The organism is Proteus terrae subsp. cibarius, from assembly GCF_011045835.1.
In the GTDB taxonomy this organism is placed as follows: Bacteria; Pseudomonadota; Gammaproteobacteria; order Enterobacterales; family Enterobacteriaceae; genus Proteus; species Proteus cibarius.
The window spans coordinates 964216-980507 of the sequence record NZ_CP047349.1 but is presented as its reverse complement, the minus strand read 5'-3'; the positions used below and the strand labels follow the sequence as shown (position 1 = coordinate 980507).

General features: G+C 37.7%; 16 protein-coding genes, 5 tRNA genes and 1 other annotated feature (1 of these 22 running past the window's edge). Of the genes, 5 read left to right on the top strand and 16 right to left on the bottom strand.

All coding sequences use genetic code 11. The features are described from left to right. Position 1 (top strand) — a sequence feature (Phe leader region) (it extends 114 nt beyond the left edge of the window). A gap of 35 nt (positions 2-36) precedes the next feature. Beyond that, positions 37-1194, top strand: coding sequence for a bifunctional chorismate mutase/prephenate dehydratase (pheA, locus tag GTH25_RS04490; RefSeq protein ID WP_075672425.1), 1158 nt, complete (start codon positions 37-39; stop codon positions 1192-1194). 72 nt (positions 1195-1266) lie between these two features. Here the strand turns inward: pheA and GTH25_RS04485 are convergent, their stop codons facing one another. Then, on the bottom strand, positions 1267-2607 hold the full coding sequence (locus tag GTH25_RS04485) for an anaerobic C4-dicarboxylate transporter (RefSeq protein WP_075672423.1): 1341 nt from the start codon (positions 2605-2607) through the stop codon (positions 1267-1269). Positions 2608-3021: 414 nt separating this feature from the next. Here GTH25_RS04485 and GTH25_RS04480 point away from each other — a divergent pair, with 414 nt between their 5' ends. Further along, the gene (locus GTH25_RS04480; RefSeq protein WP_164530205.1) at positions 3022-3177 is read left to right on the top strand and encodes a hypothetical protein; all 156 of its coding nucleotides are present in this window, start codon (positions 3022-3024) and stop codon (positions 3175-3177) included. Positions 3178-3208: 31 nt separating this feature from the next. Continuing rightward, the gene (locus GTH25_RS04475) at positions 3209-3385 is read left to right on the top strand and encodes a hypothetical protein (RefSeq protein WP_156733089.1); all 177 of its coding nucleotides are present in this window, start codon (positions 3209-3211) and stop codon (positions 3383-3385) included. 81 nt (positions 3386-3466) lie between these two features. On the opposite strand, the gene tyrA is transcribed toward GTH25_RS04475, so the two are convergent. The 7 genes from tyrA to ffh form a co-directional block, all read right to left on the bottom strand. Continuing rightward, on the bottom strand, positions 3467-4591 hold the full coding sequence (tyrA, locus tag GTH25_RS04470) for a bifunctional chorismate mutase/prephenate dehydrogenase (RefSeq protein WP_075672421.1): 1125 nt from the start codon (positions 4589-4591) through the stop codon (positions 3467-3469). Positions 4592-4627: 36 nt separating this feature from the next. Then, positions 4628-5722, bottom strand: a complete 1095-nt coding sequence (locus tag GTH25_RS04465; protein ID WP_075672419.1) for a 3-deoxy-7-phosphoheptulonate synthase — start codon at positions 5720-5722, stop codon at positions 4628-4630. A 409-nt stretch (positions 5723-6131) separates the two neighbouring features. Next, positions 6132-6485 carry a 50S ribosomal protein L19 gene (gene rplS / locus GTH25_RS04460; protein ID WP_023580978.1) on the bottom strand — a complete coding sequence of 118 codons (354 nt, stop codon included), beginning with the start codon at positions 6483-6485 and terminating at the stop codon, positions 6132-6134. 52 nt (positions 6486-6537) lie between these two features. Beyond that, positions 6538-7290, bottom strand: a complete 753-nt coding sequence (trmD, locus tag GTH25_RS04455) for a tRNA (guanosine(37)-N1)-methyltransferase TrmD (RefSeq protein WP_006534750.1) — start codon at positions 7288-7290, stop codon at positions 6538-6540. 38 nt (positions 7291-7328) lie between these two features. Next, positions 7329-7874 (bottom strand): ribosome maturation factor RimM, encoded by a 546-nt coding sequence (gene rimM / locus GTH25_RS04450; protein ID WP_006534751.1) that lies wholly within the window; start codon positions 7872-7874, stop codon positions 7329-7331. A gap of 18 nt (positions 7875-7892) precedes the next feature. Beyond that, positions 7893-8141 (bottom strand): 30S ribosomal protein S16, encoded by a 249-nt coding sequence (rpsP, locus tag GTH25_RS04445; RefSeq protein WP_004244772.1) that lies wholly within the window; start codon positions 8139-8141, stop codon positions 7893-7895. Positions 8142-8278: 137 nt separating this feature from the next. Further along, positions 8279-9640 (bottom strand): signal recognition particle protein, encoded by a 1362-nt coding sequence (gene ffh / locus GTH25_RS04440; RefSeq protein ID WP_023580979.1) that lies wholly within the window; start codon positions 9638-9640, stop codon positions 8279-8281. A gap of 173 nt (positions 9641-9813) precedes the next feature. Here ffh and GTH25_RS04435 point away from each other — a divergent pair, with 173 nt between their 5' ends. Then, a complete protein-coding gene (locus GTH25_RS04435) occupies positions 9814-10614 on the top strand; it encodes a cytochrome C assembly family protein (RefSeq protein WP_069367097.1) in 801 nt (266 codons plus the stop codon). Positions 10615-10649: 35 nt separating this feature from the next. Further along, positions 10650-11924, top strand: coding sequence for an HlyC/CorC family transporter (locus tag GTH25_RS04430; RefSeq protein ID WP_075672417.1), 1275 nt, complete (start codon positions 10650-10652; stop codon positions 11922-11924). A 44-nt stretch (positions 11925-11968) separates the two neighbouring features. On the opposite strand, the gene GTH25_RS04425 is transcribed toward GTH25_RS04430, so the two are convergent. The 8 genes from GTH25_RS04425 to GTH25_RS04390 all read right to left on the bottom strand — a co-directional run bounded on the left by GTH25_RS04425 (position 11969) and on the right by GTH25_RS04390 (position 15960). Further along, entirely contained in the window at positions 11969-12718 is a 750-nt protein-coding gene (locus tag GTH25_RS04425; protein WP_075672415.1) for a hypothetical protein, read from the bottom strand. A 193-nt stretch (positions 12719-12911) separates the two neighbouring features. After that, positions 12912-13427 (bottom strand): S-ribosylhomocysteine lyase, encoded by a 516-nt coding sequence (gene luxS / locus GTH25_RS04420; RefSeq protein WP_006534759.1) that lies wholly within the window; start codon positions 13425-13427, stop codon positions 12912-12914. Positions 13428-13589: 162 nt separating this feature from the next. After that, a complete protein-coding gene (gene gshA, locus GTH25_RS04415; RefSeq protein WP_075672413.1) occupies positions 13590-15170 on the bottom strand; it encodes a glutamate--cysteine ligase in 1581 nt (526 codons plus the stop codon). A 185-nt stretch (positions 15171-15355) separates the two neighbouring features. Continuing rightward, positions 15356-15432 (bottom strand) — tRNA-Arg (locus tag GTH25_RS04410). Positions 15433-15483: 51 nt separating this feature from the next. Next, positions 15484-15560, bottom strand: a tRNA-Arg gene (locus GTH25_RS04405). Positions 15561-15615: 55 nt separating this feature from the next. After that, positions 15616-15692, bottom strand: a tRNA-Arg gene (locus GTH25_RS04400). Between the two features lie 89 nt (positions 15693-15781). After that, a tRNA-Arg gene (locus GTH25_RS04395) sits at positions 15782-15858 on the bottom strand. Between the two features lie 9 nt (positions 15859-15867). Further along, positions 15868-15960: transfer RNA gene (locus GTH25_RS04390), tRNA-Ser, on the bottom strand. Between the last annotated feature and the right edge of the window lie 332 nt (positions 15961-16292).

The following is a 16292-nucleotide window of genomic DNA, read 5'->3' as shown; positions in this document are numbered from 1 at the left end:
TTATGATGGTATGACATAACGGTATAGGGCTTAAACATGGAAAAACTCGATTTATTAGCAATCAGAGATAAAATCACGACGTTAGATTCAGAATTACTAACGTTGTTAGCAAACAGACGCCAATTATCTGCTGATGTCGCTCAATTTAAATTGAATACACATCGCCCTATTAGAGATAAAAATCGTGAGCGTGAATTACTTGATTTATTAATTGAGAAAGGAAAAAACGTTGGGCTAGATGGTTTTTATATTAGTCGTATTTTTCAAATGATCATTGAAGACTCTGTCTTAACGCAACAAGCCATCCTACAACAACATCTTAATGCAACACCTAATGAGTCAGCTAGAATTGCTTATTTAGGGCCTAAAGGCTCTTATTCACATATTGCCACTCGTCAATATGCAGCTCGCCATTTTGATACCTTCGTTGATTGTACTTGTCAGAAATTTGACGACATTTTTACACTTGTCGATACCGGTCAAGCTGATTACGGTTTACTGCCAATTGAAAATACCAGCTCTGGTGCAATTAATGATGTTTACGATTTACTGCAAACAACATCAATCTCTATTGTTGGGGAAATTCGCATCCCTATTAATCATGCACTTTTAACGAGTGTTGATAGTAATCCAGAAGAATTGCAAACTATTTATAGTCACCCTCAACCATTCCAACAATGTAGTCATTATTTAAATCAGTATCCAAACTGGAAGATTGAATATTGCGAAAGCACAGCAGCTGCAATGGAAAAAGTGGCTCTTGCGCAATCTCCACACGTTGCTGCTATTGGTAGTGAAGCCGGTGGCTCTCTTTATGGTTTAAAACCTTTAGCTAATAATTTAGCAAACCAGCAAATAAACGTAACTCGCTTTATTGTTATTGCTCGAAAAGCAATTGATGTTTCAGACCAAGTTCCTGCTAAAACAACCTTCTTAATGGCAACAGGGCAACAAGCGGGTGCATTAGTTGATGCATTAATGATTTTAAAAAAATACGACATTATTATGACAAAACTCGAGTCGCGTCCTATTAATGGTACTCCTTGGGAAGAAATGTTTTATATTGATGTTCAAGCAAATTTACGTGATATCAATATGCAAAAAGCCTTACACGATTTATCACAAACAACACGCTCATTAAAAATATTAGGCTGTTACCCTTCAGAAAATGTTGTTCCTGTTGAAGTGAAATAACCTCATACAAAGATAAAAGCCAGATAGGATATAACTATCTGGCTTTTCTTTTACGTTCTTATTTAACGTTAATTATAAGAAACCATACATCGCAGCAAATACCCAACCAAAGACACAGGAAACTGTTACACCAATTAATCCTGGTAAAATAAAGCTGTGGTTAATAACAAAACGCCCTATTCGAGTTGTACCAGAACGGTCAAATTGAATTGCCGCTAAGTCACTAGGATAAGTTGGTAGAATATAATAACCATAACAAGCTGGTGCCGATGCAATGATATATGCAGGATCAACACCAATACCCAATGCTAAAGGAACAATCGCAGCCAAAGCCGCCGCTTGAGAGTTAACAAACTTAGATACTAATAATAAGACAACTGCATAAGCCCAAGGGTATTCTCGTACTAATTGCCCCAATGCTGCTTCTATTTCTTTCATATGCGCAGAGAACATTGTCTCTGCCATCCAAGCAATACCATACACAGCAACAATTGCTATCATCCCTGAACGGAATACTTCATTTTTAGAAATAAGAGAAGGGTTGGTTTTACAAATAATAATAATTGATGCACCAGCTAATAACATAAACATCTGAATAACGAGTACCATAGATAATGGTTTACCATTAAATACAGGACGTATTTCAGAGAAGGCACCTAATATTGCAACAACAGCAATTGCACCTAAAAATATCCACATTGCTACCCAGTTTTTCATTGGGAGTTTTTTATCTAGAAGTGTTGCTGTATCACCATAAACATAATCATGGTTTTCAGGCACTGAAACAAATTCTTGGAAACGTTGGTCTTTATCTAAGTCTTTTCCTCTAAACCAACTAAAGATACCAATAGCTAAAATACCAATAAAAGTTGAAGGAATAGTAATTGCTAATAAATCTAAAAACTCAAGATGTTTACCATTAAAAGTTACATCACCAAGCATTGCGACTAATGTAACAACAGCAACGGAAACTGGGCTGGCAATAATCCCCATTTGAGAGCCAATTGTACTTGCCGCCATTGGCCTTTCAGGGCGAATATTATTTTTAATCGACACGTCATAAATAATTGGCAATATGGTATAAACAACGTGTCCAGTACCACATAATATTGTAAGAGTACAAGTTACGAGTGGTGCAACAATAGAAATATATTTTGGATTTTTACGTAATAACTTTTCTGCTATTTGCAACATAACATCTAACCCACCAGATGCTTGTAATGTTGCTGATGCAGAGACAACGGCAATAATAACTAGCATTACATCAACAGGTGGTTTTCCCGGAGGGAGTTTAAAAATGAAAACTAAAATAACCAGACCTACACCACCTAATAGACCTAATGCAATTCCCCCTTTCCTGGCCCCATAAAATAGACACACTAATATAATGGCTAGTTGTATTAAAAAATCCATAAATTACCCCTTAAAAAACACGTCGGAATATAAATAAAAAATAATACAATTAAATTTTTAGCACTTATTGCAACAAAAAGAGTTTATAAAATATAATTTACGATAATTGTTATAGTCATTTTTTTGATCATTGTTATAGTTTTTATAATACCTTTTAATTTCATTCAGTTTTAAGATCTCATCAACAAATAACTTTTAATAAAAAGACAATATCGAACATTAATTATTCTTTAATTAAACTCGCTAATAACAATTAAATAACAATAAATATAATATAGATTAGTTTCTTGATAAATTTAGATATTTATCCCATTGTTTTTAAATGTATATTTATATTTATCTACTTTTATTTTCTGAATAAAAATAGATGGTTTTTATCTATTATTAATTTTTTTGAAATGACAGGGAGATAATATGAATACTTTTATCATACTGATTTTAAGTCTATTTTTTACTAATAACGTAGATGAAGTTCAATCAAAAAAGAGCTATTACGCTTATTCATTAACGTCTCAATCAGATTTGAGTCGTTGCACAGTAAGCCCTTGTCCTGATCCCAAAGACTATTGACTTATAGCATATTGTTTAAAAAGGAATTTTTATGAATAAAAAATATATATTAATACTCTCATTTTTATTCACTAATTATGCAAGTGCTCATTTTTATGAAGAAGCAAAAGAAAATAGAGCATCAATAAATGAATATTCTCAAAGTAATAGCAATGCTTCTGATCCTAGTGGTTGCGTTTGGCCGCTTTGTGATGATGAGTGGCGATAAGCTAAACACGAAATAATTAATAAAATAAAAAGGCCGAACAATTTATTTATTGCTCGGCCTTTTATATAACAAATAATTTAACTAGATTCGGCTATCATTCGCTTTTTGTAATAATACACCACTCTCTTTCATAAACTGAGAAGCATAATCACCAAACCAATCACTCACGTTATTAAATGAATGGATAAACTCACTCTTTGCATTTATATCTAATAGATCGATAGCTTGACCTAATGAGTGATGATATCTACGAATTAATTCAATATTCTCTTTCGATGACAAAATAATATCAGCATAAAGTTGTGGATCTTGAGCAAATAAGCGCCCTATCATTGCCAATTCTAAGCGATAAATAGGTGATGAGAGTCTCAGTAAACTAGCTAAATCAACTTTTTCTTTTGCTAAATGCTGGCCATAAGCAAAAGTAGTAAAATGTCGAAGAGCTTGAATAAAACTCATATTTTTATCATGCTCTTCTGGGGCAATAGCCTCAATTCTTGCTCCCCATACCATTAACTGCTCTAACAACCATTCAAATGAAGTATGGTTTCGTCCTTCACAGTACGCCACAACCTGTTTTGCTAAGCTAGGTACATCAGGCCCAAACATTGGATGAAGACCTAAAACAGGCCCACTATGTGCTTTTAACATCGCCTCTAGAGGGGCTTTTTTAATAGAAGCGAGATCTACAAGTAAACAGTTTTCAGGTAATACAGGAAGTTTTTCAATAACCTCAACAGTTAAATGAATAGGTACACTGATAATCACCATTCCTGCATCATCAAAAATAGCAGGTGACTTAGTTTGCCATTCATCCGCTTCTAAGCTTTCAATTTGATAACCAGAAAGTGTAAACAAACGAGAAAATAGTTTACCCATTTTCCCATTTCCTCCCACAATAACGATTTTACCAAGTTGAGGATTGAGAGTTTTAAATCCTTTATCATTCTCTTTAGTATAGGATTCTCGCATCACTCGACGTAATACATCTTCAATTAAATCTGGGGAAATTCCCATCTTTTGTGCATCATTACGACGAGAAGCAAGCATGGAGGCTTCTCTATCAGGTGCATAAATCGGTAAGCCGTGGCGGTTTTTAACTTCACCCACTTCAGCTACCAGTTGCATTCTTTTTGCGAGTAAAGAAAGCAGTGATTTATCTACCTGATCAATTTGCTCACGCAAACCTTGTAATTCTTCAGCCATCTATGCTTGCCTCTTTTTTCTTTATGATTATCTAACTTAACTAACTTTTTTTAACTGTGCTTCACGCTGAGCCAAAATCGGAGAAAGTTGAGCATGTAAATTTCTTAACACTGACTCTGTTGTTTCCCAACTAATACATGCATCTGTCACTGAAACACCATATTTCATTTCACTACGCGATTGCTCTGATGATTGATTGCCTTCATTAATATGGCTTTCTAACATAATACCAGTGATAGATTCATTACCTTTAGTAATTTGCTCAATCACTGAATCAACCACTGCCGTTTGACGGCGGAAATCTTTGTTAGAGTTACCGTGGCTACAATCAATCATTAATGATGGTTTTAATCCTGCTTTTACCATTTGAGCTTCGCATTGAGCAACATCTTCTTCATGGTAGTTTGGTGTTTTACCACCACGTAAAATCACATGACCATCAGGATTACCTTGTGTTTGTAATAAACAAACTTGTCCTGATTGATTAATTCCCATAAAACGGTGTGGCATAGAAGCCGCTTTCATCGCGTTAATTGCGGTATCTAAATTACCATCTGTTCCGTTTTTAAATCCAACTGGCATTGAAAGCCCTGATGCCATTTCACGGTGAGTTTGAGATTCAGTAGTTCTAGCACCAATTGCAGACCAACTAAATAAATCACCTAAGTATTGTGGATTGTTTGGATCTAACGCTTCAGTTGCCAGAGGCAGGCCTAATTGTACTAGTTCGGTCAGCAGCTTACGGGCAATATGTAGCCCTTTTTCCATTTCAAAACTACCATCCATAAATGGATCGCTAATTAAGCCTTTCCAGCCAACAGTTGTACGAGGTTTTTCAAAGTAGACACGCATCACAATATACAGACTATCACTTAATTCAGACGCTAAGACTTTCAGGCGTTTTGCGTAATCTAACGCAACATCGACATCATGAATGGAACAAGGCCCACATACCACGAGTAAGCGAGGATCACGACGTTGAACAATTTCAGAAATTGTTTGACGTGACTGAGCAATGGCATGCAGATCATTGCGACTCAATGGGTATTTTTGTTTTAACTCTTCTGGAGTAATTAAAACCAGCTCTTCGCTGATATTCACATTATTGAGTGCGTCTTTTTGCATGATCATAATCTTTACCTTTTTTATATCTGTCATTGTGATTTTTTGTGTGTCTGAAGGATAAGATAACATGCAATGTAAAGAAATCAATCCATATTTTTAATAAATTTGACATTATTGTAATCCAATCTTTACACTAATGGCTTTTGTTATAAATAAACAATAAATAACAACCAGTTAAAAACATTAAACGAGATAAAAACAACGTGACGAAGATTAAATTAAAACGCAGAAACGTAAATAAATATTTACATATTATCTTTTAATGAGTCTCAACATAAGAAGAATAAATAAGATGGGGATATAAAAAGCAAAAGGGAGAAAAAACTAACAAACAATATTTTCAATATAAGGGATATAAAAAAAGGTCAGCAAATGCTGACCTTTTAACAATAACTTTCGGATGTGCGAAAGCGTATTATTTAGCGTTAAGACGCTCTTTGATACGAGCAGCCTTACCTGAACGCTCACGCAGGTAGTACAGTTTAGCTTGACGAACCGCACCACGACGTTTAACAGTGATGCTATCTACGACTGGAGAGTGAGTTTGGAATACACGCTCAACACCTTCGCCATTAGAAATTTTACGAACAGTGAATGCAGAGTGCAGACCGCGGTTACGAATAGCGATAACCACGCCCTCGAATGCCTGCAGACGTTTTTTAGAACCTTCAACAACCCATACTTTAACTTCTAAAGTGTCACCAGGACGGAATGAAGGAACATCTTGCTTCATCTGTTCTTGTTCGATTTGTTTAATAATATTGCTCATAATAACTCTCTTACCCTAGGTAAACTGATATTAATGACATCTTGTGTCAGACTTACTCTGCTGTTCCTGACAGATGTTCCCGTTGGAACTCTGTTAACAGCACTCTTTGCTCGTCAGTCAGAGCTAGGCTTTCCAGAAGCTCAGGTCTTCTTAGCCAGGTTCGACCCAGTGATTGTTTCATACGCCAGCGATTAATATGAGCATGGTTGCCTGACAGTAAAACTGCCGGAACTTCCATACCATCTAAAACCTCTGGGCGAGTATAGTGAGGATGATCCAGTAAACCTTCAGCAAAAGAATCTTCTTTCGCAGAGGCTGCGTGTCCGAGAACACCCGGTACAAAGCGCGCTACTGCATCTATCATTATCATGGCTGGTAATTCCCCACCACTTAATACGTAATCACCTACAGACCACTCTTCATCGATTTCAGTCTGAATGACACGCTCATCTATACCTTCATACCGACCACAAACTAGAATTAGTTTCTCATTTGTTGCCAGTTCACAAACTCCTTGTTGATCGAGTTTGCGTCCCTGAGGTGATAAATAAATCACCTTTGCTCCATCACCTGCCGCAGCTTTCGCTTGATGAATGGCTTCCCTTAAAGGTTGAACCATCATCAACATACCGGGACCACCGCCATAAGGACGATCATCAACGGTATTGTGTCTGTCGTATGTAAAATCTCGGGGATTCCAACATTCTACATTGAGCAGACCATGCTTCACTGCCCGACCAGTCACCCCGTACTCGGTTATAGAGCGGAACATTTCTGGAAATAGGCTAATTACCCCAATCCACATTTTTGTGTCCCACTATTGAGAACCGTTAACCGGATAATCTAAAAACCAGGATCCCAATCAACGATAATTTTTTTCGCTGAGAGATCGACTTTCTTGATAACCTGCCCATCAAGAAACGGAACTAACCGTTCCCCGATACCGAACGCATCTTTCAGATTCGCTTTAATTACCATGACATCATTTGAGCCCGTTTCCATCATGTCTGTAACGACACCCAGATCATAGCCTTTATCAGTTTCTACATGACAACCCATCAGATCTTTCCAGTAATATTCACCTTCAAGTTCTGGAAGTTGCGAAGCATTCACGACAATTTCAAAATTAGTCAGGAAATTGGCCGCATCTCTGTCATCAATACCTTTTAGCTTGACGATAATATCTTGGTTGTGATGTTTCCAGCTTTCAATTTCAATGGTTTCCCACTGTCCATGACGCTGAATAAACCACGGTTGATATTCAAAAATGTTTTCGGCGTGTTCGGTGGAGGAAAAAACTCTGAGCCAACCACGGATCCCGTAAGGTGAGCCCAACTTACCCATAACAATAGGTTCTACAGGCTCTTTTAAGGTTTTTTGTTCGCTCATTGTTACCACCGCGACAGATTAAGCGCTTTTCTTCGCTGATTTGATCAGGCCAGCAACACGTTCTGAAACTGTTGCGCCTTGAGCAACCCAGTGTTCAACACGGTCTACGTCTAAACGTAATTCTTCTGCATTACCGGTTGCCAGTGGGTTATAAAAGCCTACACGCTCAATGAAACGACCATCACGCGCATTACGGCTATCGGTTACTACTACTTGATAAAACGGACGCTTTTTTGCGCCGCCACGAGCTAAACGAATTGTTACCATAACATCCTCATTAGTTAATAAAACAACCAGACGCCATCGAGGAACGGAGTCCGGTTGTCATATAAAAAGCCCGAAAAGTTTACTCACTTTGGCGAAAAAAGCAATCCAAAGCACGTTTTTTTTCAGGCTTTTTGATTTTATCGGCCTGGGAATCCAGGTGGCATCATACCTTTCATGCTACGCATCATCTTAGCCATGCCACCTTTTTTCATTTTTTTCATCATACGTTGCATATCATCAAACTGTTTTAACAAACGGTTGACGTCTTGCACTTGTGTTCCTGAACCCGCTGCAATACGGCGTTTTCTGGAACCTTTGATGATTTCCGGTTTTTGACGTTCTTTTTTAGTCATGGAATTAATAATCGCTTCCATTTTCACTAAAATTGAATCATCCATTTGTGATTTTACTGCATCTGGCACCTGAGACATACCCGGCATTTTGCTTAACATACTCGCCATGCCACCCATGTTCTTCATTTGCTTTAATTGATCTAAGAAATCATTTAGATCAAAGCCATCACCTTTTTTAAGTTTTGTCGCTAACTTTTCAGCTTGGGCTCTATCAACTTTGCTTTCAATGTCTTCAATCAAAGACAGAACATCACCCATACCTAAAATACGAGAGGCGATACGATCTGGGTGGAAAGGTTCTAAGGCTTCTGTTTTTTCTCCAACACCGAGGAATTTAATTGGCTTACCGGTGATATGGCGAATTGATAATGCCGCACCACCGCGCGCATCGCCATCAACTTTGGTTAACACAACCCCTGTCAGTGGCAATGCTTCATTAAATGCTTTTGCTGTATTTGCCGCATCCTGCCCCGTCATGGCATCAACAACAAACAGGGTTTCAACTGGATTAATGGCTTTATGGAGAAGTTGGATCTCTTCCATCATGCCTTCATCTACGTGTAAACGACCGGCTGTATCCACCAGCAATACATCATAGAATTGAAGTTGTGCATGTTTTAATGCATTACTTGCAATTGTGACTGGATTTTCTTGAACAGTCGAAGGGAAGAAATCAATGCCAACCGTTTCGGCTAACGTTTCAAGCTGTTTAATCGCTGCTGGGCGATAAACGTCAGCAGAAACAACAAGAACTTTTTTCTTCTTTTTCTCTTTTAAGAACTTACCTAATTTTGCGACACTGGTCGTTTTACCGGCACCTTGTAAACCTGCCATTAACACTACAGCTGGCGGTTGTGCTGATAGATCAAGGTCAGTATTCACTTCCCCCATCGCATTGACGAGTTCATTTTGAACAATCTTCACAAACTCCTGACCTGGTGTCAGGCTTTTGTTAACTTCATGCCCTACTGCGCTCTCTTTAACGCGCGCAATAAAATCACGAACCACAGGCAAGGCGACGTCGGCTTCTAATAAAGCCATACGCACTTCACGCAGTGTCTCTTTAATGTTTTCTTCGGTCAGTCTTCCTCGACCACTTATATTGCGCAATGTGCGCGATAGTCTGTCACTTAAATTCTCAAACATTATCTTAGCTCAGTGTTAAAGTTGGGCTTATCGGTCATGTATGCCACCGATTATATCACGATGACTCGCGGATCTCTGCATAGAGATTTAAGCTTAATGACTTCAATAGTTGGAGCCGTATGCTCCTAGCGCTATACTAGGAAGTTATTCAAACAATATATGTAAGCGAAACTATGCCCGTTATATCAATCTCTATCGTCGCTGTCTGCGCTTATTTACTCAGTCTGGTGCTGTTTTTGCCCGGTCTGTTACGAAAAGAGCAGAATGGATACCGCGGATTAGCTCTACTATTTGCGGTAATTGCACTTATTGCACATGCCATTTCATTAAAATTTTTAATTTTCCGCCCTCACAGCGGACAGAATCTTTCACTCACCAATCTAGGTGCAATTGTTAGCCTAATGGTCTGCGTTATTATGACGATTGTGGCTTCTCGTGGCCGAGCATGGTTCTTACTGCCTATTGTTTATTGTTTCGCAATAGTCAATCTTGTTATTGCAGCATTAATGCCAGGTGAATTTGTTACACATCTTGAAAGTAGCACCTCACTCTTTATTCATATTGGGCTGGCTTTATTAAGCTATGCCACACTGTTAATTGCCGCTTTATATGCCTTACAACTTAGTTGGCTTGACTATCAACTAAAAAATAAGAAACTAAAATTCTCACCTCAAATGCCACCATTAATGTCAATTGAGCGTAAAATGTTTCATATCACACAAGTGGGTGTGGTATTACTGACACTGACCTTATGTACTGGTTTGGTGTATATGGATAATATTTTTGGTAAAGAAAATATCCATAAATCTATTTTCTCTATCATTGCTTGGTTTGTTTACATCATTTTATTATGGGGGCATTTCCGAGAAGGATGGAGAGGAAAGAAAGTCATTATCTTTAATTTGATTGGCGCTATTATTTTAACATTAGCTTTTTTTGGTAATCGTTTATTACAAGAGCTAGTGCTTAATTAATTTTCTATTTTTAGGGTAGCAAAAGGATCTCAATTTTGGAGCATGTGTCGACAACTACGCTCATTATCATACTTGTATGTATGATTATTGCCTCAGCTTATTTTTCCGGGACTGAAACCAGTATGATGACGATTAATCGCTATCGTCTTCGTCATGCTGCAAAACAAGGAAACCGCTCTGCAAAACGTGTGGAAAAATTATTACAACGTCCTGACAGATTGATTAGTTTAGTATTGATTGGCAATAATCTGATTAATATTGTTGCATCTGCACTAGCTACCATTGTTGGTATGCGTTTATACGGTGATGCAGGTGTAGCAATAGCCACCGGTGTGCTGACCTTTGTTATTCTTATTTTTGCTGAGGTGCTTCCAAAATCAATTGCGGCACTTTATCCAGAGCGCGTTGCTTATCCAAGTAGCGTAATTCTCTCTCCTTTGCAAAAACTGATGCTGCCTATTGTTTGGTTTTTTAATAAAATCACATTAATACTGATGCGTATTTTTGGTATAAAATCCCCAGTAATACAGGGAAATGCGGTATCAAAAGAAGAGTTAAGAACTATCGTTAATGAATCTAAATCAAAGCTTTCGCAAAGAAATCAGAATATGTTGCTATCGATTTTAGATTTAGAAAAAGTGACGATTGGCGATATTATGGTGCCAAGAAATGAAATTTTTGGTATCGATGTCAATGACGAGTGGAAATCTATCGTAAGACAGTTAACTCATTCTCCTCACGGTCGAATTGTGCTTTATCGTGATACTCTTGACGATGCGATTGGTATGTTGCGAGTACGAGAAGCTTATCGCTTAATGACTGAGAAAAAAGAGTTTACCAAACAAATTCTGATGAAAGCTGCCGATAAAATCTATTTTATTCCAGAAAGTACACCGTTAAACCTGCAACTCGTCAACTTCCAACGTAATAATGAAAAAGCGGGTGTAGTGGTTGATGAATATGGTGAAATTCAAGGTTTAGTAACCGTTGAAGATATTCTTGAAGAGATCGTAGGTGACTTTACTACCTCGATGTCCCCTTCTTTAGCAGAAGAAGTTATCCCTCAAAAAGATGGTTCATTATTAGTTGATGGTACAACAAATATTCGAGATATCAATAAAGCTTTTGGTTGGCATTTACCTGAAGATGAAGCTCGAACAATCAATGGTGTCATTATTGAAGAGCTAGGTGACTTACCTATTGTCGGTAATAAAATAAAAGTTAGTGACTACGAATTTGAGATACTTGAAGTTCAGGATAACGTCATCAAAAAGGCGTTAATTCGCCACCTTTCAATCCCACATCATTAGTGAATACAAAATAAGCGCCTTCTAAGGCGCTTATTTTTTACTGTTTATCCTAGTTCAAATCGTAACTTGCTATTACGAAAATCAAACTCTCTGGCGGGTTTCATATAGAAAGGCTCTATTGCTTGCTCTTGCATTAGTTTTGTTGGCTTTAATTGTTGATAATCAGAATAGAAACCATGATTCTTAATCCACATAACTAAGTTTAATGCAGGCTGATAAGAATAATCAGCGCCATACTCTTCACGCCTACAAATAAAACATGCTGTCTCTCCTTTATTCAAAGTAAGAGAAAGGGACTTGCGCGGAAAATTAGTAATAAGTGCCCCCTCATCGTTTATCGCTTCAATATTAAAATGATGAGGGGCTAAGCTACGAATATTTTCATATTTTAACTGTGAGTTCTCACCGCTATAACTGTTTGTTTTAATTTCATCTTGTTGAAAATACCAACGATATTGCTCTTCATCTTTTTCTTTATAAAGATAATCACCACTTATTTTCATTATGGTGTTTGTTTGTGGTTTAGTGATCTTAGCAAATAATTCAGCATTGAATTCGGACGAGAATAGTAACGAATCAGGCTTAATAATAAGCTCTGGTTCGCACTGAGTGCGTTTAACATACTTTTTGTGAGCTCGTTCTAAGTAACGATATTCAAGTGCTTTAGAACGCCCCTGATAGAAAAAGGCATCTTTAGGAAATTGAGTACGTAATGTGCCTTTACCTACAAAATAAAATTCTCGAACAAAAAACTCTAACACTAATTTAGGTGATGAGAATTTGTGATTTTCCATAACAGAAGTGTACTCCGTGTATTAAGCATAAATTTAATCCATTACTGTGCTAACAATATAAGAAGATAAGAAAATAAAACAATGGAGTAGAGAAAAGAAAAATAATAAAGGAGGTAGAAATAAAAAAGAGACAATAAATCAGAATGCGAATTTTCTGATCTATTATCCCCTAACGTCATAAATTGACTATCGCTTAGATATGCAGCTCTTTTAAAGTCTCTTCAGGCAGTGCTAATTCATCATTATGATTAATGCCAATGCTATGAGATAAAATATCGCGTGCAATATCTTGAGCTTCTGTCAGTGAATGCATTTCATAAGTACCACATTGGTACACGTTCAGCTCTGGGATATGGTTTTGATCTTTTACTTTCAGAACATCTTCCATTGCTGCTTTCCATGCATTAGCTACACGTTGCTCTTCAGGTTGTCCAATTAAGCTCATGTAGAAGCCTGTACGGCATCCCATTGGAGAAATATCAATTATCTCAACACCATTACCATTAAGATGGTTACGCATAAATCCAGCGAACAGATGCTCTAATGTATGAATTCCTTTCTCAGGCATGGCTTTTTTATTAGGCACAGTAAAACGTAAATCAAATACCGTGATGGTATCACCTGATGGCGTTTTCATTGTTTTAGCAACGCGTACAGCAGGTGCTGACATACGAGTATGGTCAACAGTAAAGCTATCCAATAAAGGCATAAAAAACCTCCTAAGAAAAATTTAAATATTTTTAAGAAAAAATGAAACTTTCTGCAAGTAGCCCGGTCATAGTAATGAATACGCGCAAATTGTTATCATCCCTATTTCTCTATAGAATTTTTTAGCCACACAAATCTTAGTGTGGCTTTTTTCTATCTAAGTTTAGGAAGCCACGTTATCGGTGTTTGTCCCCGCATGGATCTTCAAATACTCATCAAAAGAAATGGTATCACTCTTTTCTAACTCTTCTTGACGTTTTATGGATGAAATTCTCTCATGATCAAAAGCTTCATCAGTTAACGTTTCATAAGGTGTTTTAATTAATTCTTGGTAATATTCTTCAGCTAAAGACAAGCCAAAACCACCAATGCCTTGTGTTTTAATTTTGTCTAAAAGTCTGCCAGAGAAAGTTAATTCAGGATTATCAAACATTTCTTCTAACTTAACGCAAACTTCCATATATTTAGTGCCTGAACAGCAATCAAGAACATTAGCAACACGTTCTAAATCTGCAAATAAGGCTTTACCAACTTGCGCTAGTGGCTCTTTTCTTTCGCCACAACCCATTCCAATAACTTGACCCGGCTTACGCCCTTCTAGAATAACGTTATTCCAATTTGAACGGCAACACGCTAATTCAGAGGCGCTCATCTCTGGAGCATCAGCTAATACACACCAGATAAGGAATAAATCAAGAAAGCGAATTTGAGTTTCATCAACACCAATTGGTGTAAATGGATTGATATCAAGTGAGCGAACCTCGATATACTCAATACCACCACGTAATAATGCATCAGAAGGTGATTCATCACCTTTAACTACACGCTTAGGACGAATAGGTGCATAGAGTTCATTTTCAATTTGTAACACATTGGTGTTTAACTGAATATACTCACCGTCTTTCTTAACACCTAATTTAGCAAACTCTTCAGAAGGCTTATGAATCGCTTTTTTCAGCCCTTTAACGTAAGTTTCAAGATGATTAAAGGTAATATCTAAATCGCTTTGAGATTTATTGGTATACCCTAAATCACTTAAACGTAATGAAGTTGCATAAGGTAAATACTTCGCCCCTTTAGGCGTGTCTTCAAATGGTAGATTTGTTTCTCTTCCTTTCAAGAAAGATCCACAAATTGCCGGTGATGCACCAAAGAAGAATGGAATGATCCAGCCAAAGCGATAGTAGTTACGAATTAGACGCAAGTAACCGTCTGAAATCGCCTCTTTCCCACTCTCTTCATCTTTTACATTTGCCCAGGCTTGCCAAAACTCGATAGGCAGTGAGAAGTTGTAATGCACACCTGAAATAGTTTGCATTAACGCGCCATAACGATTTTTAAGCCCTTCACGGTAGAGTGTTTTAAAACGCCCAACATTAGATGTGCCAAATTGAGCCAGCGTAATCTTATCTTCCGCTTCAATAAAGCAAGGCATACTCATAGGCCACATACGTTCATTATCTAAGTGACGTGCTGTATAGCGATGTAAATCACCTAAAAAATGCAAGGTATGTGCAATGTTGTCATCAACAGGTGTAATAAACTCTAATAGAGACTCAGCAAAATCAGTTGTGATCCATTTATGAGTTAATGATTTACCTAATGAAATAGGATGCTCTGTTGATGCTAAATTACCTTCTGGCGTAACTCTTAAGGTTTCACGCTCTATACCACGGTGGATTCCACATAAAACTTTAGGGTGTGCTTCCAACCAAGAAAGCGCTTTTGATACGTCCGGGATCAAAGGTGACCTCCCGCGTTGATTGATGTTAGTAAATAGATAGGAGTTACTTTATCGCAAAGTCACTAAATTGTCGCTGATTAGATGATGTTAGCATTGTTAGTTGGTGCTACACAAAGACGTAATATGATGAAAAATAAGAGAACGCTAGAAAGCAAAAAGCCCCGCAATTAGCGAGGCTTTTAAGATGGTGCATCCTGGAGGATTCGAACCTCCGACCGCTCGGTTCGTAGCCGAGTACTCTATCCAGCTGAGCTAAGGATGCAGGTCTGACGTTTTTGCTAGAAATAATTAAACTAAGATATCTAATAAAAGATGGTGCATCCTGGAGGATTCGAACCTCCGACCGCTCGGTTCGTAGCCGAGTACTCTATCCAGCTGAGCTAAGGATGCGTCGTAGTTATCTTTCTAGCTGCTCATATTGCAACTGGCAATCTGAGTAATGAGATGGTGCATCCTGGAGGATTCGAACCTCCGACCGCTCGGTTCGTAGCCGAGTACTCTATCCAGCTGAGCTAAGGATGCGCCGTTGTAATACTTTACGCTTTTAATGCAAATTATTCACCATTTGCACCAAAATAAAAACCCCATACATTAATCATGGGGTTGGAATATGGTGCATCCTGGAGGATTCGAACCTCCGACCGCTCGGTTCGTAGCCGAGTACTCTATCCAGCTGAGCTAAGGATGCAAATCTAAATGGCGGTGAGAGAGGGATTCGAACCCTCGATGCAGCTTTTGACCGCATACTCCCTTAGCAGGGGAGCGCCTTCAGCCTCTCGGCCATCTCACCATATTTAGAACCACTCGAAGAAGTTCTTACTGAACATCTCGTCTCTGTGTGGCGCACATATTACTTTCTCAGCCTAAGAAGTCAAACAATTTTTCTCAACTTTTTACGAATATACGTTTGTTTGAACACTTCACAAACAAACTGATGCGTTTATCATCAAGATTGGCTAAAAAAGTCCTAAACACAATGATATCGCTGATGAAAAATCATTCAAGTATTTTATTCTCTTAGTAAATAAATTTATTCACAGAGCAAATAATTGTGAAGCGAATGATTAGAGGTAAAAAGACTTTCAATTCTGTCAATCAGAATAAACGGATAGTGCAATAATA

What these genes read in the sequence shown, in the direction of transcription:
- pheA (WP_075672425.1), top strand. Translation starts at nt 37, where the DNA reads ATGGAAAAACTCGATTTATTAGCAATCAGAGATAAAATCACGACGTTA.
- GTH25_RS04485 (WP_075672423.1), bottom strand. Translation starts at nt 2,607, where the DNA reads ATGGATTTTTTAATACAACTAGCCATTATATTAGTGTGTCTATTTTAT.
- GTH25_RS04480 (WP_164530205.1), top strand. Translation starts at nt 3,022, where the DNA reads ATGAATACTTTTATCATACTGATTTTAAGTCTATTTTTTACTAATAAC.
- GTH25_RS04475 (WP_156733089.1), top strand. Translation starts at nt 3,209, where the DNA reads ATGAATAAAAAATATATATTAATACTCTCATTTTTATTCACTAATTAT.
- tyrA (WP_075672421.1), bottom strand. Translation starts at nt 4,591, where the DNA reads ATGGCTGAAGAATTACAAGGTTTGCGTGAGCAAATTGATCAGGTAGAT.
- GTH25_RS04465 (WP_075672419.1), bottom strand. Translation starts at nt 5,722, where the DNA reads ATGATCATGCAAAAAGACGCACTCAATAATGTGAATATCAGCGAAGAG.
- rplS (WP_023580978.1), bottom strand. Translation starts at nt 6,485, where the DNA reads ATGAGCAATATTATTAAACAAATCGAACAAGAACAGATGAAGCAAGAT.
- trmD (WP_006534750.1), bottom strand. Translation starts at nt 7,290, where the DNA reads ATGTGGATTGGGGTAATTAGCCTATTTCCAGAAATGTTCCGCTCTATA.
- rimM (WP_006534751.1), bottom strand. Translation starts at nt 7,874, where the DNA reads ATGAGCGAACAAAAAACCTTAAAAGAGCCTGTAGAACCTATTGTTATG.
- rpsP (WP_004244772.1), bottom strand. Translation starts at nt 8,141, where the DNA reads ATGGTAACAATTCGTTTAGCTCGTGGCGGCGCAAAAAAGCGTCCGTTT.
- ffh (WP_023580979.1), bottom strand. Translation starts at nt 9,640, where the DNA reads ATGTTTGAGAATTTAAGTGACAGACTATCGCGCACATTGCGCAATATA.
- GTH25_RS04435 (WP_069367097.1), top strand. Translation starts at nt 9,814, where the DNA reads ATGCCCGTTATATCAATCTCTATCGTCGCTGTCTGCGCTTATTTACTC.
- GTH25_RS04425 (WP_075672415.1), bottom strand. Translation starts at nt 12,718, where the DNA reads ATGGAAAATCACAAATTCTCATCACCTAAATTAGTGTTAGAGTTTTTT.
- luxS (WP_006534759.1), bottom strand. Translation starts at nt 13,427, where the DNA reads ATGCCTTTATTGGATAGCTTTACTGTTGACCATACTCGTATGTCAGCA.